This is a genomic window from Lysobacter yananisis (assembly GCF_031199375.1).
Lineage (GTDB): Bacteria > Pseudomonadota > Gammaproteobacteria > Xanthomonadales > Xanthomonadaceae > Lysobacter > Lysobacter yananisis.
In genome coordinates this window covers 5,621,217-5,635,565 of record NZ_CP133568.1, presented here as the reverse complement: position 1 = coordinate 5,635,565, position 14,349 = coordinate 5,621,217, and the positions used below count along the sequence as shown (strand labels likewise).

Sequence of the window (14,349 nt, the reverse complement as noted above, 5' to 3'; positions counted from 1 at the left end):
CGTCCGGGCCAGAGCCGTACGACCCGCGCGCGACTTCGATTGCGCCGTCGGTCGATCCTCGCTGCGGGCGTTCGCGCTTGCGGCTCCGATCCTCGATCGCCGCCGCCCCACGGTCCGGTAACACTCCGTTACCGAGCGTCGCCGGTGGTCACGCGCGCACCCAGATACTGCAACTGACGTCGCGCTTGCCTGCGCCGAACATGGCTCCGTCCCCCACACGACGGAGTTCCACCCGCATGCAACGTACGCTGTCCGCGCTCGCCGCCGCCGCGATCGCCTTCACCCTGTCCACCGCCGCGCACGCCCAGGGCGCCGGCGAACGCGAGGGCTTCTACGCCTACGGCGGCGTCGGCGCCGCGACCACCCAATGGGACGCCAAGCGTTCCGCGCTGCCGGCCGGGCAGAAGCGCAGCCAGGACAAGGGCAGCACCAGCTTCGTGCTCGGCGGCGGCTATCGCTTCAACCGCTACTTCGCCGTGGAAGGCTCCTACCACGACCTGTTCGGCGAGGTCAGCCGCCGCGGCCTGGGCGACTACGACACCCGTTCGCTGCAGCTCAGCGCGCTCGGCATCCTGCCGATCGGCGAGCGTTTCGAGATCTTCGGCAAGGCCTCCGTCGGCCGCGCGCGCAACGAGTTCACCCCGGTGCGCGGCGCCGTCGGCCTGGGCAAGGCCAGCGAAACCGTCAACATCGCCGCGCTCGGCGTCGGCGCGAACTACCACTTCACCGATCAGTTCGCCCTGCGCCTGGACGTGACCGGGCTGAGCAAGGCCGACAGCGCGTTCCGCCGCAAGGCCGGCGCCGACGACATCAAGACCGGCGAAGCCACCTTGAGCGTGATGTACCGCTTCTGACCCGCCCCGTCGGCGCGAGCGGGCCGCCGCCGCTCGCGCCGCGACCGACCCTGCCGAGCCCACGACCATGACCACGACGCCGTCGATGCCGTTTCGCACTCGCGCCCGCCGCCTCGCGGGCAGGCCCGCATGAGCGGCCTGGCCGGACTCTGGCGCGCGCAGCCGGATTGGGAGGACGATCGCCTGCGCTATTGCATGCGCTCGATGATCCACGCGCTGCATCACCGCGGCCCGCGCGCGCATGCGCTGTGGAGCGACTGCGCCGCCGGCGTCGCCCTGGCCCACTGCCGCGAGCGCGACGGCCTGGCCCAGCCGGTGGCCAGCGCCGACGGCCGCTACCTGCTGAGCCTGGACGGCGCGCTGTACGCGCGCGAGGCGCTGCACCGCGAGTTGGTCGCGTTGGACGCGGTCGACGCGCAGGCCGGCGACGCCGAACTGATGCTCGCCGCGATCGTGCGCTGGGGCCTGCGCCGCGCGCTGAGCCGCTGCGACGGCGCGTTCGCGCTGAGCCTGTGGGACCGGCAGGAACGCCAGCTGTGGCTGGCCCGCGACCGGATCGGCGAGCGGCCGCTGTACTACGGCTGGATCGACGGCGACTTCGCCTACGGCTCCGAACTCAAGGCGTTGCACCGCCATCCCGGCTTCGACGCGCCGGTCGACCGCGATGCGCTGAGCCTGCTGCTGCGTTACGACTACATTCCCGCGCCGTTCTCGATCCATCGCGGCGTGTTCAAGCTCGCTCCCGGCGGGGTGCTGCGCATGACCGCGCAGGCGCTGCGCGCCGGCGCCGGCGCGCACCGGCCCGCGCACGACGTCCAGACCTACTGGTGCGCGCGCCAGCGCATGGCCGAGGCGGTCGAACTGCGCGGCGACATCGGCGCCGACGAGGCCGTGGACCAACTGGAAATCCTGCTGCAACAGGCGGTGTCGGCGCGCATGCGCGCGCCGGCCGCGGTCGGCGCGTTCCTGTCCGGCGGCACCGATTCCTCGCTGGTGACGGCGATGATGCAGGCGCAGTCGTCCGCGCCGGTGGACAGCTACGCGATCGGCTTCGACGACGACCGCCACGACGAGAGCGACTGGGCGCGCGCGGTGGCGCGCGCGCTGGGCACCCGCCACACCGAGCACCGCGTCGGCGGCCGCGAGGCGCTGGAGGCGATCGACCGGTTGCCGCAGGTGTGGTGCGAGCCGTTCGCCGATTCCTCGCAGGTGCCGACCCTGATCGCCAGCGAGCTGGTCGCGCGGCGCACGCCGGTGGCGTTGACCGGCGACGGCGGCGACGAACTGTTCTTCGGCCACTCGGCCTATTGCCGCGCGGTGCGCAATGCGCGCTGGAACCAGCGCCTGCCGGCGTCGCTGCGGCGGCTGGCGCCGCGCCGCGGCGGCGGTGAGGCCGAGCGCGCGCGCCTGGGCGGGTTCGGCGCGCTGTGGGCGGAGCTGCGCGCGCAGACGGTAGAGGACCACTACCTGCAGCGCGTTTCGCGTTGGCGCGACCCCGCCGCGGTGGTGCCGGGCGCGTGCGAGCCGGCGACGGCGTTCCTCGATCCGCAGGCCTACCTGCCGGTCGGCGACGCAGCCGACCGGGTGCAGTTCCTGGATTTCCGCATGGACCTGCCCAACGGCATCCTGACCAAGATCGACCGCGCCGGCAGCGCCTGCGGCCTGGAGACGCGCTCGCCGCTGCTGGGCCGCAGCGTGATCGAGTTCGCCTGGTCGCTGCCGACCGCGCTCAAGCACCATCGCGGCGAGCAGAAGTACGTGCTCAAGCGCCTGCTCGAACGCTATCTGCCGCACAAGCTGATCTACCGGCCCAAGACCGGTTTCGGCGCGCCGGTCGCGCGCTGGCTGCGCGGGCCGCTGCGCGAGTGGGCCGAGGGCCTGCTGGACGAATCGCGCCTGCGCCGCGAAGGCCATTTCGACCCGCGCGCGATCCGCGCGGTGTGGACCGGGTTCCAGTCCGGCGAGCGCAAGTGGCACACCCATCTGTGGAACGTGCTGATGTTCCAGGCTTGGCTGGAGCGGCACCGCTTCGCCGCCGAGCCGATGCCGGCGGCGATCGCGCTCGATGCGGTGGTCGAACCGGTCGCGCCGGCGCGGGCGCGGGCGCGGCTCGCGGCGCTGGAGAGCGCCGCCGGCTGAGGCGGCGTTCTGCGCGGTGGCCGCGCGCTGTGGCCGCGCGCGGCGACGGCGCGATGATGGCCGATCGCGCTGGCGACGAGGGTCGTATCGGCGTGCCGATGATCTATGCGTGCCGTCGGTTCTCACTGAGCGTGCCGATTCGGTGAGGATCGTTCGCACCCACTGATGTTCGAATCCGCATGCGCGCATCGCGCGCTTGTCGCGGCGATTTTTCCGATGCTAGCGTTCGGGCGAAACCTCGCCGGACAGGCTGTGTTCGATCCCGGCGAGCGCGAAGGCGGGGCTCGCTTGGGGAGTCGGACATGAAGCAAATCCGCTGCGCCGCGTGGGCGCTGATGCTGCTGTTCGCGGCGGGCGCGCATGCGCAGGACTGCGCGGCCCCTCGCGCGGCGAACGACCCTGGCTGCGCGCGCGCTTCCGCCGCGCGCGCCGCGCACTGGGAAAGCCGCTGGGGCGCGTTCGCGCTCGACGAAACGGCCGGGCTGGGCGCGGCGAGCGGCGAACGCAGCAAGCCGTCGGCCGAACGCGCGGCGCTGGCGGCGTGCAAGCGCAAGGGCGGCCGCAAGTGCGCGCTGATGCTGACCTTCGCCGACCAGTGCGGGGCGCTGATCGCGGCCGACCGGGGATCGAGCGTGGCGGTTTCGCCGACGGCGCAGGCGGCGACCGAACTGGGACTGTCGATCTGCAGGCGCGGCGGGCTCAGCGGCTGCCGGCCCTATCACGCGCAATGCAGCCCGGCGCAGTGGGTGGAGTGAGCGCGCCGGCGCCGCCCGCGCAGCGGCGGCGACGCGCGCGCGATCGCGCCGCCCGGCTGGCCGCGCCGGCCCGCCGGCGGCATCATGGCCGGCCCTCATCGCACGACCGCCGCCGCATGGACTCCCTCGCCCTGATGCGCAGTTTCCGCCGGGTGGTCGAACTCGGCAGCTTCGCCCGTGCCGCCGACGATCTGGCGCTGTCGGCGGCCGGCCTGAGCAAGCAGGTGCGGCAACTGGAGGCGCGCCTGGGCACGGTGCTGCTGCAGCGGACCACCCGGCGCATGAGCCTGACCGACGGCGGCCGGCTGTATTACGCCGAATGCTGCCGCCTGCTCGACGAGATCGACGCGCTGGAACAGCGCATGCGTGCAGGCTCCGAACGCGTGGACGGCCTGCTGCGGATCAACGCGCCGCTGTCGTTCGGGCTGTGCGTGCTGTCGCCGCTGCTGAGCCGGTTCCTGGCCGCGCATCCGCACCTGCGCCTGGATCTGGCGCTGGACGACCGCGTCGTCGATCTGGTCGGCGAGGGCTTCGACGTGGCGGTGCGCTTGCGTTCGGAGCTGGAGGATTCCAGCCTGGTCGCGCGCCGCCTGGGCCAGGTCGAACAACTGCTGTGCGCGGCGCCGTCCTACCTGCAGCGCCACGGCGAGCCGCGCACGCCGCAGGAACTGTGCGGGCACGCGCTGCTGGGCTACAGCCTGTCGCAGTCGCCGCGCGCGTGGCAGCTGCAGGGCGCCGATGGCGCCAGCGAATTCACCCTGCCGGCGCCGCGGGTGGCGGCCAACAACAGCCTGTTGCTGCGCGACCTGCTGGTCGACGGTCACGGCGTGGGCAGCCTGCCGGCGTTCGTGGCCGCGCCGGCGATCGCCGCCGGCCGCCTGCGCGAACTGTTGCCGCGCCATCGCCAGCCGCCGCGTCACGTGCACGCGGTCTACGCCACCGGCCGCCTGCTGCCGGCCAAGGTGCGCGCCTTCGTCGATTTCCTCGGCGACGAACTGCCGGCCGCGCTGGCCGCGGATTGCTGAGCGCCAGCGAACAGTCCCTGCACCCGGCGCGGCTGTTTCGCCCGCGCCGCGGCGCCCATGCTGTTTGCACGCGGCCAAGGCGCCGCCCGATCCGCGCCGCACCGGCGCGAACGCATGGAGATTCCCGATGAACGTCCCCCGCAGCCTCGCCGCCGTCGCGCTGGCGCTGGCCCTGTCCCCGCTCGCGTCCGCCTCCGCCGCCGAAGTCGGCCGCAGCCCCTGGGGCGCCGACGACCAGATCGGCCGGCTCAACCTGATCACCGAACAATCGCGCGCGGCCGTGCTCGGCCGCCTGCGCGGCGGCAAGGTCTACGATCTGGCCACCGAGTACTTCATCGGCATGCCGAGCTGGCAAGCGGCCGGCGATCCGCACTACCAGTTCTGGATGACCCATACCCCGCGCGGCACCCAGGTCGACGATCCGATGCAGGTCGGCGCAGCGATGAACGCCCACACCAGCTACACCGGCACCGCGTTCTCGATGTACAGCCACACCGGCACCCATATCGACGCGCTCAACCACTTCGGCATCGGCGGGCGGATCTGGAACGGTTTCGAAGCCGACCGGCACCTCGGCGACCGCGGCTGGAACAAGGCCGGGATCGAGAAATTCCCGCCGCTGGTCGCGCGCGGGGTGATGCTCGACATCGCCGCGGCCAAGGGCGTGGAGATGCTGCCCGACCAGTACCGCATCACCCGCCAGGACCTGCGCGAAGCGCTGGACAAGCAGAAGACCCAGTTGCAGCGCGGCGACATCGTGCTGATCCGCACCGGCCGGATGAAGCTGTTCGAGCGAGCCGACGCCTATATCGCCCAGCCGCCGGGCCTGGGCATCGACGCGGCGCGCTATCTGGTCGAAGAAGCCGGGGCGATGGTGCTCGGTGCCGACAATCTGAGCCTGGAGACCTTCCCGTCGGAAGTGCAGGGCGAGTACGTGCCGCTGCACACCTACCTGCTGGCGCAGCACGGCGTGCCGATCATCGAGCTGATCGCGCTGGACGAACTCTCGCGCGACCGCGTCTACGAGTTCGCCTTCATCGGTGGGCCGCTGAAGATCCGCGGCGGCGACGCCGCGCCGTTGCGGCCGATCGCGATCCCGCTGCGTTGAGCTCCGGCGGCGCGGCGCGACATCGCGGGGCCGCCGTGGGCCCCGCGATGTCGTGTCCGCGCGAACGCTTACTGCGGGCAGGATTCCTGCAGCTCGTAGTACTGCAGTTCCGACGGCGCCACGCCCCAGCCGCTGCCCTGGACCAGGCCGGCGGCATCGGCGTACGACAGGTTGATGCTCACGCCGGGAAAGTCGCCGACGCTGAGGGTGGCGGAGAGGCTCTTGGCGCCGGCGGTGGCGTTGTAGGCGTCCACCGCGGTCTTGAACCGTGACAGCGCCACCGAGTTGCTGGTGAAGGTGCGCAGCGAGCTCAGATCCAACGCGAACACGTACTGCACGTTGGTCGGGCCGTAGCGGTTGACCGCGCTCGGCACGACGATGGGCTTGCTGCTCCAGTAGTGGTTGATCACGCGCAGGTTGCAGGTGCCGGCCTGGGGGAACCCGGTCGGCGCGTTGAGCCGGCCGAGCGAGGTCCAGCCGGAGGCGAGGGCGCCGTGGCTGGCCAGGGCCAGCGCGCAGAACAGGGCGAAACGCTTGAGGTTCATGAGACTCCTTGTCGGAACTGGGGAAGGGCGCGCCGTGTCGCCGGCGACGCCCGCCGCGGTCGCGCAGCGATCCGTCGGCGCGCCCATTAACGCTTGCGCGCGTCTTGCAGGGTCGGACGCGATCGGAGTGCGGCGCGCCGGCGATCGGGCCGGGCGCGGCGTCCGTCGGCGCCGGCCAGGGCGGCGGCATCGGCGCTTGTGCGAAGCGAGCCTGGCCGCGGCGGCCAGCGGACATTGCAGAATCGGCGATGCGGGCGTCCGCCGCACGACCGCGCCGCGACAGGCGGCCGCGGCATGGCGACGGTCGTCGCGATAACGCGCGCGGCCCCGCGTTTTCTGCGCCTGTCAGACCCGCGCGCGTCTCGCTCCCGACACGTCCCGGTAACGCCGGCGGCGCCATGATGGCCCGCAGCAATGGCGCCCGCATTCGCGATGCGCCGGCACCCAACACGAGCCGGGATCGCGCCTGGGCCCGGCCGGGAGACGAAGATGCGCAGCGCACGGCGTTCCCAATCGCAACTGATCGCCATCGGCCAGCACGCGCCGTGGGTGATCGCCAGCCGGCTCGGCGCGATCTCGCGCGCGGCGTCGGCACCGAGCGCGCGCGATGTGCGCGAACTGCAGCGCATGGTCGACGAAAAATGGCTGGCGCTCGGCGACGCCTGGTGGCAGATGTCGATGCAGTGGTGGCAGTGGCAGGCCGGCTGGTGGTTGCGCCCGCAACCCTGGCTGGGTCCGGCCGGCGACGATCCGCTGCGCTGGTGGCGCGAGGCGGCGCGCGCCGGCGACGCGGTGCTGGCCAGCGGATTGCGGCCGGTCGCGCGAACGGTCGCACACAACCGACGGCGGCTGGCGGCGCGGTCCTGACGCGGCTGCGCCGCGCGGATCGCGCCCGGCGCCGCGGCTTCACACTTCGACACGATTCGCTTGCCGTCGCGGCAACGCCGGCGGCGCTACCCTGCAGCTTCCGCGACCGCGGGTCGCGACGAAGCCGAGGCCGCGCCATGCCCGTCCAGGTCTGCCCGTTCCTGATGTTCGCCGGCCGATGCGAGGCCGCGATGAACCTCTATGTCTCGCTGATCCCCGACAGCCGCATTCTCGAGGTGCGCCGCTACGGCCCGGGCGAGCACGGGCCCGAGGGCTCGGTGATGGTCGCCAGTTTCGCCCTCGGCGACCTGACCGTGATGTGCAGCGACAGCCCAGTCGAGCACGCCTTCGACTTCACTCCGTCGAGCTCGCTGTTCGTGACCTGCGAGTCGCGCGAACAGCTCGACGTCCTGGCGCAGGCGCTGGGCGAGGGCGGCAAGGTGCTGATGCCGCTGGACAATTACGGCTTCAGCCAGCGATTCGCCTGGGTACAGGACCGCTTTGGAGTGTCGTGGCAGCTCAACCTGGACTGATGCGCCCAGGCCAGTGCGGGTGCACGCGCGTGGCCGCCTGCGCGGCCGCGCGGCGCGGTCGGGCCTCAGAACTGGAAGTAGATGAACGGGTTGAACCCGCTTTCCACCACCGAGATGCAGGCCAGGAAGTACAACACCGCGCAGTAGACCGGCATCAGCGCCGGCGTCTTGAAGCTGAAGCTGCGCAGCTTGTCGAAGGTCGGGCGGCCGATCAGGCAGATCAACGCGGCCAGGGCCAGCAGGAACAGGATCTTGGGATTGGCCAGCATCCGGTTGGCCTCGACCCACAACGGCACCGACGGTTCCAGCCCGAACATGGCCTTGAGCAGCTTGCCGGTGGTGGCCAGGTCCTTGGAGCGGAACGGCACCCACAACAGGGTCACCAGCGCGAACACCCACAGGTTCGCCGCCGGCAGGTTCTGCAGGCGCAGCAGCTTGGCGCGCTCCAGCACCAGCAGCAGGCCGTGGCCCAGGCCCCAGACCAGGAAGGTGTAGGCCGCGCCGTGCCACAGGCCGCACAGCACGAAGATCACCAGCAGGTTGAAGTAGGTGCGCTGGGCGCTGCCGCGGTTGCCGCCGAGCGGGATGTAGAGGTAGTCGCGGAACCAGCGCGACAGGGTCATGTGCCAGCGCCGCCAGAACTCGGTCACGCTGTGCGAGGTGTAGGGGCGGTCGAAGTTCTGCGGGAAGCGGAAGCCCATCATCCGCGCCATGCCGATCGCCATGTCGGTGTAGCCGGAGAAGTCGAAGTAGATCTGGAAGGAGTAGCACAGCGCGGCCAGCCACGCCGAATAGGTCGACAGGTGCAGGTCGCCGGAGTGGACCACGTCGACCACCGAGCCCAGCGGGTCGGCGATCAGGATCTTCTTGGCCAGGCCGACGATGAAGATCAGCAGGCCCCAATACACGTCGCGGCCGACCAGGCCGCGGCGCTCGATGCCCAGCTGCGACTTGATCTCGGCGAAGCGCACGATCGGCCCGGCGACCAGGTGCGGGAACAGGAAGATGTAGATCGCGAACTTGGCGACGCTGCGTTCGGCCGGGATGTGGCGCTGGTAGACGTCGACCAGGTAGGAAATGAAGTGGAAGCTGTAGAACGAGATGCCCAGCGGCAGGATCCAGCCCAGCTTGGCCGGATCGAACGCGGCCATCGGGCCGAGGAAGTCGGCGGCGATCTGGGCGAAGAACACCAGGTACTTGAACAGCAGCAGCGGGATCAGGTTCATCGCCACGCCCAGCCACAGCGCCAGCCGGTCGGCCGGCAGCGCGCCGATGCGGCGATCGCGCAAGCGCTCGATCAGGTGGCTCAGCGCCCAGTTGGCGGCGACCAGGCCCAGCGGCAGCAGCGTGAACGGGCCCGCGCCCAGCGCGTAGAACAGCACGCTCGACAGCAGGATCCAGGCGTTGCGCAGCGCGCGCGGCAACAGGAAATACAAGCCGAAGAACAGCGGGAAGAAAACGAACAGGAAAGCGGGAGACGAGAAGACCATCGGCGTTCGGCGGCTGGAAGACGGAAGAAGTGGCGGGTTACGAAGCGAACACCGACCACGCCGGGGAGATGTCGAGCAGCTGGATGATCAGGTACTTGCAGCCGCGCGCGCGGGCGGTTTCCGGCGCCTGCAGCACCGAGCCGTTGCGGTCGAAACGGGTGAAGGATTCGAAGTGGTCGCCCAGGCCGACCCGGACCATGCCGTCGGAGAAGCTGTTGCCGAACAGGCAGGTGTTGGGCAGCAGCCCCTTGCCCGGCAGGCTGTCGGTGTCGAACTCCAGCCCGGTCTCGGCGGTGCTGCGCGCGTTGTAGACGTGGAAGTCGGCCCAGTTCTTCTTGACCCCGGGCTCCACCAGCGGCTTGGCGTGCAGCAGCGCGGCGAAGCGCATGTCGCTGCCGACGTACGGCGTTTCCTCGACTTCCAGCGGGTAGGCCCATTGCTTGGGCGAACCCTCCAGCTTGGCGATGCGCGCGACCACGTCCATCGCCACCAGCCGCGCGCTCAGGTCGGTCCAGTGGAAGTCCTGGCGGAAGAACAGCGGGAAGTTGGACTGCTCGGCGCGCATCAGCGCGTAGAGATCGACGAACTGCAGCTGCGGCGTCTGCTTGAGCCGGTTGTAGAACGCGAAGAAGCGCGAGGGCTGCGGCAGGCGCGGGGCGAAGAACGGCAGCCGGCTCTGGTCGAAGTGCGCGCGCTGCAGCGGCGCGATCCAGATCACGGTGACGCCCTGGGCGCGCGCGCGCTGGTCGAAGGCGGCCACGCCGTTGCGGGTCTTCTCGATCGCCTCGTCGGTGGCGAACAGGCGCTCGGCCGCCGGCAGCTCGTTGTCGAGCAGGTTGCGGCCGTAGATTTCGCGGCGCTTGCCGAAGTAGACCCGGCTGGAGGAGCGGAACAGCGAGTAATCGAGCTGGTTCTTCAGCCGGATCATCAGGCTGCGGTAGGCGAGGTTGTCGTTGAACCAGCGGTCGACGGCGACATAGTTCTTGTCGACCGCGAGCGCGCCGCCTTCCCAGGCGCTCGGGAACTCGGCGAGCTTGCGCAGTTCCTGCACCTTCTCCACATCCGGCGGCTGCTTGCGCAGGGTCAGCACGGCCGGGACCAGGCTGGCGGCGAAGATCGCCGCGCAGAACGCGAACTGCAGCGCCGTGCGAAGCTTGAGGCGGGAGGCCGAACGCAGCGGGCCGGCGGTTTCGGCGTTGTACGACATCGCCTTCCTAATGCATGGGGGAGCGCGCCGGGGCGCGGTGCTCCGTAGGTCCGTAAAGAGTGTTTTGCAGTCACACCCCGTGCGCCTGCGGTGCGCATCATAGCGCAGGGGCGGACCGGTCTAGGCGCGAGCCGGCCGAGCCGGCCGCGGCCGGCGGCCCGGGGCGGGTATGCGATCCATGGGACAGGGCGTCGCCGGCGTTTCGCGGCGCTTTCGCTACCCCGGTCTCAGTTCCGTCCCGGGGCTATGCAGGCGCGACCGCGCGCGATGCCCGGCTGCGGCGCCGCGCGGGACGCGCGCAAACAAAAAGGCCGACGATCGCTCGTCGGCCTTTTCGTGAATCGAGTGGTGGAGCCAGGGAGGATCGAACTCCCGACCTCGTCATTGCGAACGACGCGCTCTCCCAGCTGAGCTATGGCCCCACATGAATCTGAGGCGGCAAGTTTAGCGGGCCTGCGGCGGGCGCGCTAGCCCCGAGGCGAAAATTCGCGCTGGCGCCCGGCTCGCCGCAACGGCCTCGCGGCTCAGGCGGCGCCGCCCGGCGCGGCCAGCAGCGGCGCCAGCGCCGGTTCCAGCGCGGCGCGGCGCCAGCCGGACAGGGCCTCGGGCCATTCGCCGTGGTCGAGCAACGCCTCCAGCCAGCGGCGCGAGGCCAGCACGCCGTCGGGCAGGCCGAGCGCGGCGCTGCGGCCGGCCACGGCCTCCTGCAGCTGGCGCAGGCGCTGTTTGTCGCGGGTCTCGGCGACGCCGGCGTCGGGCGCCTGCGCTTCGTCGGCCAGCGGCGTGGACAGCGCGGTCCAGATCGCCTCGACCAGCTTGCGCGGGGCCTTGGGGTGGCTCTCGATCTGGCGCTGCAGCGCGTCGCGATCGGCCGGCGCCTGGCGGGCGATGGCCACGGCCAGTTCGTTGTCGAGGATCCAGCTGCGCGGCTTGTCGCTGTCGCGGGCGTAGCCGTCGCGCCAGCGCAGCAGCCGCAGCAGGCGCCGCTGCGCGGCCGCGTCGAGGAACTGGGCGCTGCGCATCGACAGGTGCGGCCAGCGCTCGGGCGCCTCGTTCTCGGCGTTGACCACGGTGCGCGCGGCGTCCTCGGCCAGCCACTGCTGCCGGCCGAGCTGGGCGAGCAGACCGTCGAGCGCGTCGTGCATGGCGAACAGGTGGCGCACGTCGTCGGCGGCGTAGTCCAGCTGCGACGGCGACAGCGGCCGGCGCATCCAGTCCGAGCGGGTCTCGCCCTTGGGCAGGGCCACGCCGGTGAGCTGTTCGACCAGTTTCTGGTAGCCCAGGCCACCGCCGATGCCGGCCAGCGCCGCGGCCTGCTGGGTGTCGAACAAGGGCTTGGGCACCACGCCGCAGGCGTGCTTGAACGCGACCAGATCCTCGCTCGGGCTGTGCACCAGCTTGAGGATGGCGGTGTCGGCCAGGATCGGCGCCAGCGCCTGGGTCATGCCGGGGCGCAGCGGATCGACCAGCAGGATCGTCGGCTCGTCCTCGCCTTCGCGCTCGATCGCGATCTGCACCAGGGCCAGCTGCGGCCAGTAGGTGCGTTCGCGGATGAACTCGGTGTCGAGCCCGATGCGCGCGGGCCGGGTGTCGAAATGCGCTTGCAGCGCGGCGGGGGTGTTGATCCAGACGGGCATGGGCGGCGAGCGGGAAGCGGAGTCGGCCGGGTCGGGGCCCGGGCGGGCGACAATAGCTCAAATCGCGTGGGGAAGCCGGAACGGCCGGGAAAAAACCGCAAATCGCCTGCGAAATCGCGCGTCGCGGGCTTTGCCGATCCGGTCGCGGCCGCGCCCGCGGCCGGCCGCGAGCGCCGTCGATTCCCGGCGGCGGCCGCTGAGACGATATGCTGCGCGGGTCTTCGCATCCCCCGCAGAGGCCGCAGGTTTGCGCGCAACTCACTGGACCCGCACGCTGATCCTGGGCCTGGCCTGTGCCGGGCTGCTGGCCGGCTGCGGCGAGCGCGAGCGCCGCGCCGACGCGCAAACCGCGCCGCGCCAGCCGATCGTGACGGTCAGCGCCGACCAGGCGGTCTCGCCGGTGCCGCCGTGGCGGCCGCCGGCGGTGGCGGTCGACGAGGACAATCAAGCCGCGCTGCGCAAGCGCGCCGACGCCGCGCTCAAGGCCGGCGACCTCTACGCCAGCGCCGATTCGGCGATCCCGCTGTACCTGGCCCTGCGCGCCTTCGCCCCCGCCGACCGCGCCATCGCCATCGGCCTGGACCGGGCGGTGGCGCTGCTGCTGGCCGAGGGCGACGGCGCGCTCAAGCGCATCGACGAGGAACCGCTGGCGCTGCGCGACGCGCACCGGGCCGCGGCGGTGGCGCGCGCGGTGGCGCCGGAGCACCGCAAGGTCGAGGCGTTCCTGGAACGGCTCGACGCCGCCGACCAGGCCCAGGAGGCCGACCGCCTCGGCGAGGAAGCGCTCAACGCCGGCAACATCGGCGAGGACGGCCAGGGCGGCGGCGCGCTCGCGCATTTCCGCGCGGCGCTGGAGTCGCGCCCGCGCGATGCGCGCGCGCAGCAGGGCATCGCCGCGGCCGAGAGCGCCTTGATCCGCCGCGCCGAACTGGCCGCCGACCGCGACGACTACGCCGGCGCCGAGCGCTGGCTGGCCAAGGCCGCGCTGGTGCGGCCGAAGATGCAGACCGCCTCCGACGCCCAGGGCCGCATCGCCGAGCAGCGCCAGCAGCGCATCCGCCGCCTGCGCGACGAGGGCATCGCCCTGCTGCCCAAGCTGCGCGGCATCGACGACGCGCGCGGCGTGCTGGCGACCCTGCTGCGGATCGCGCCGCCCGGCGACCCGGCCGCGGCCGAGCTGCGCGAGCGGATCGAACTGGCCACCCACTACGGCCTGTTCCGCCCCGGCCAGGTGTTCACCGACGCCACCGACCAGGGCGGGCGCGGCCCGCAGATGGTGGTGATCCCGCACGGCGCGTTCCGCATGGGCGCCGAAGCGGGCGAGGCCGATTCCAGCGACGCCGAGCGGCCGCTGCGCAATATCCGCTTCGAGCGCGGCCTGGCGGTGTCGCGCTACGAGATCACCGTCGGCGAGTTCCGCCGTTTCATGAACGCCAGCAAGCACCGCGCCCGCGCCAGCCGCCGCGGCTATTCCATCGCCTACGACGAGCGCAGCGGCAACCTGGTGCGGCGCGGCGGCGTGGACTGGAGTTCGGACTACGCCGGCAAGCCCGCCGCCGACAACCTGCCGGTGGTCCACGTCAGCGCCAAGGACGCCACCGCCTACGCCGAGTGGCTGTCGGCCACCACCGGCCAGCGTTACCGCCTGCCCAGCGAGGCCGAGTACGAATTCGCGCTGCGCGCCGGCACCCAGGGCCGCTATCCCTGGGGCGACGGCGCGCCGCCGGCCAAGGCCGGCAACCTCACCGGCGCGCTCGACGTCTCGCCCAGCGGACGGCGCTGGCGCAACGCCTTCCCCGGCTACGGCGACGGCGCCTGGGGACCGGCGCCGGTCGGCAGCTACGCGGCCAATGCATTCGGCCTTCACGACATGGGCGGCAATGTCAGCGAGTGGGTGGCCGACTGCTGGCACGACAACTACCGGCGCGCGCCGCGCGACGGCGCGGCGTGGTTCAACCCCGGCTGCCGCACGCGGGTGTTCCGCGGCGGCGCCTGGTCGAGTTCGCCGGCGCAGTCGCGCGCGGCGTGGCGGCAGGGCAGCAGCGCCGACACCACCAACGGGCGCCTGGGCTTCCGCGTGGTGCGCGATATCTGATCTGATGTCCGCGCGCGCGGCGTAGCGGACAAAGCGGAAGCGGCGAAAGCGGAAGCGGCAGGGGCGGCGAGGCGCGGGCGGGCAGAGGCGGCAC

At 72.0% G+C, this 14,349-nt stretch carries 11 protein-coding genes, 1 tRNA gene and 1 pseudogene; 8 read left to right on the top strand and 5 right to left on the bottom strand.

Annotated elements, in window-relative coordinates; translation table 11 throughout:
• The first annotated feature begins 236 nt into the window (after nucleotides 1-236).
• The 5 genes and pseudogenes from RDV84_RS23090 (at nucleotide 237) to RDV84_RS23070 (ending at nucleotide 5,881) form a co-directional block, all read left to right on the top strand.
• On the top strand, nucleotides 237-854 hold the full coding sequence (locus tag RDV84_RS23090) for a porin family protein (RefSeq protein ID WP_309151757.1): 618 nt from the start codon (nucleotides 237-239) through the stop codon (nucleotides 852-854).
• 129 nt (nucleotides 855-983) lie between these two features.
• Nucleotides 984-2,867, top strand: a pseudogene (asnB, locus tag RDV84_RS23085) (asparagine synthase (glutamine-hydrolyzing)); the annotation flags it as partial.
• A 428-nt stretch (nucleotides 2,868-3,295) separates the two neighbouring features.
• Nucleotides 3,296-3,748, top strand: a complete 453-nt coding sequence (locus RDV84_RS23080) for a DUF4189 domain-containing protein (protein WP_309151755.1) — start codon at nucleotides 3,296-3,298, stop codon at nucleotides 3,746-3,748.
• A 116-nt stretch (nucleotides 3,749-3,864) separates the two neighbouring features.
• A complete protein-coding gene (locus tag RDV84_RS23075) occupies nucleotides 3,865-4,773 on the top strand; it encodes a LysR family transcriptional regulator (RefSeq protein ID WP_309151754.1) in 909 nt (302 codons plus the stop codon).
• A 127-nt stretch (nucleotides 4,774-4,900) separates the two neighbouring features.
• Nucleotides 4,901-5,881, top strand: a complete 981-nt coding sequence (locus RDV84_RS23070; RefSeq protein WP_309151753.1) for a cyclase family protein — start codon at nucleotides 4,901-4,903, stop codon at nucleotides 5,879-5,881.
• 68 nt (nucleotides 5,882-5,949) lie between these two features.
• Here the strand turns inward: RDV84_RS23070 and RDV84_RS23065 are convergent, their stop codons facing one another.
• Entirely contained in the window at nucleotides 5,950-6,426 is a 477-nt protein-coding gene (locus RDV84_RS23065; protein WP_309151752.1) for a hypothetical protein, read from the bottom strand.
• A 489-nt stretch (nucleotides 6,427-6,915) separates the two neighbouring features.
• On the opposite strand from RDV84_RS23065, the gene RDV84_RS23060 reads away from it, so the two are divergent.
• Nucleotides 6,916-7,293: a hypothetical protein gene (locus RDV84_RS23060; RefSeq protein ID WP_057947055.1), complete on the top strand. Its 378-nt coding sequence runs from the start codon at nucleotides 6,916-6,918 to the stop codon at nucleotides 7,291-7,293.
• A 137-nt stretch (nucleotides 7,294-7,430) separates the two neighbouring features.
• A complete protein-coding gene (locus tag RDV84_RS23055; protein ID WP_309151751.1) occupies nucleotides 7,431-7,826 on the top strand; it encodes a VOC family protein in 396 nt (131 codons plus the stop codon).
• A 65-nt stretch (nucleotides 7,827-7,891) separates the two neighbouring features.
• On the opposite strand, the gene RDV84_RS23050 is transcribed toward RDV84_RS23055, so the two are convergent.
• The 4 genes from RDV84_RS23050 to rnd form a co-directional block, all read right to left on the bottom strand.
• A complete protein-coding gene (locus tag RDV84_RS23050) occupies nucleotides 7,892-9,316 on the bottom strand; it encodes an MBOAT family O-acyltransferase (RefSeq protein WP_057947057.1) in 1,425 nt (474 codons plus the stop codon).
• Nucleotides 9,317-9,353: 37 nt separating this feature from the next.
• Nucleotides 9,354-10,523, bottom strand: coding sequence for an alginate O-acetyltransferase AlgX-related protein (locus RDV84_RS23045; RefSeq protein WP_309151750.1), 1,170 nt, complete (start codon nucleotides 10,521-10,523; stop codon nucleotides 9,354-9,356).
• 346 nt (nucleotides 10,524-10,869) lie between these two features.
• Nucleotides 10,870-10,945 (bottom strand) — tRNA-Ala (locus RDV84_RS23040).
• Nucleotides 10,946-11,047: 102 nt separating this feature from the next.
• Entirely contained in the window at nucleotides 11,048-12,160 is a 1,113-nt protein-coding gene (gene rnd, locus RDV84_RS23035) for a ribonuclease D (RefSeq protein WP_250443453.1), read from the bottom strand.
• Between the two features lie 247 nt (nucleotides 12,161-12,407).
• Here rnd and RDV84_RS23030 point away from each other — a divergent pair, with 247 nt between their 5' ends.
• Entirely contained in the window at nucleotides 12,408-14,255 is a 1,848-nt protein-coding gene (locus tag RDV84_RS23030; protein ID WP_309151749.1) for an SUMF1/EgtB/PvdO family nonheme iron enzyme, read from the top strand.
• Nucleotides 14,256-14,349: the final 94 nt, after the last annotated feature.

Coding starts and splice junctions, on each gene's coding strand:
- RDV84_RS23055 (WP_309151751.1), top strand. CDS start 7,431: ATGCCCGTCCAGGTCTGCCCGTTCCTGATGTTCGCCGGCCGATGCGAG.
- RDV84_RS23090 (WP_309151757.1), top strand. CDS start 237: ATGCAACGTACGCTGTCCGCGCTCGCCGCCGCCGCGATCGCCTTCACC.
- RDV84_RS23080 (WP_309151755.1), top strand. CDS start 3,296: ATGAAGCAAATCCGCTGCGCCGCGTGGGCGCTGATGCTGCTGTTCGCG.
- RDV84_RS23070 (WP_309151753.1), top strand. CDS start 4,901: ATGAACGTCCCCCGCAGCCTCGCCGCCGTCGCGCTGGCGCTGGCCCTG.
- RDV84_RS23050 (WP_057947057.1), bottom strand. CDS start 9,316: ATGGTCTTCTCGTCTCCCGCTTTCCTGTTCGTTTTCTTCCCGCTGTTC.
- rnd (WP_250443453.1), bottom strand. CDS start 12,160: ATGCCCGTCTGGATCAACACCCCCGCCGCGCTGCAAGCGCATTTCGAC.
- RDV84_RS23045 (WP_309151750.1), bottom strand. CDS start 10,523: ATGTCGTACAACGCCGAAACCGCCGGCCCGCTGCGTTCGGCCTCCCGC.
- RDV84_RS23075 (WP_309151754.1), top strand. CDS start 3,865: ATGGACTCCCTCGCCCTGATGCGCAGTTTCCGCCGGGTGGTCGAACTC.
- RDV84_RS23065 (WP_309151752.1), bottom strand. CDS start 6,426: ATGAACCTCAAGCGTTTCGCCCTGTTCTGCGCGCTGGCCCTGGCCAGC.
- RDV84_RS23060 (WP_057947055.1), top strand. CDS start 6,916: ATGCGCAGCGCACGGCGTTCCCAATCGCAACTGATCGCCATCGGCCAG.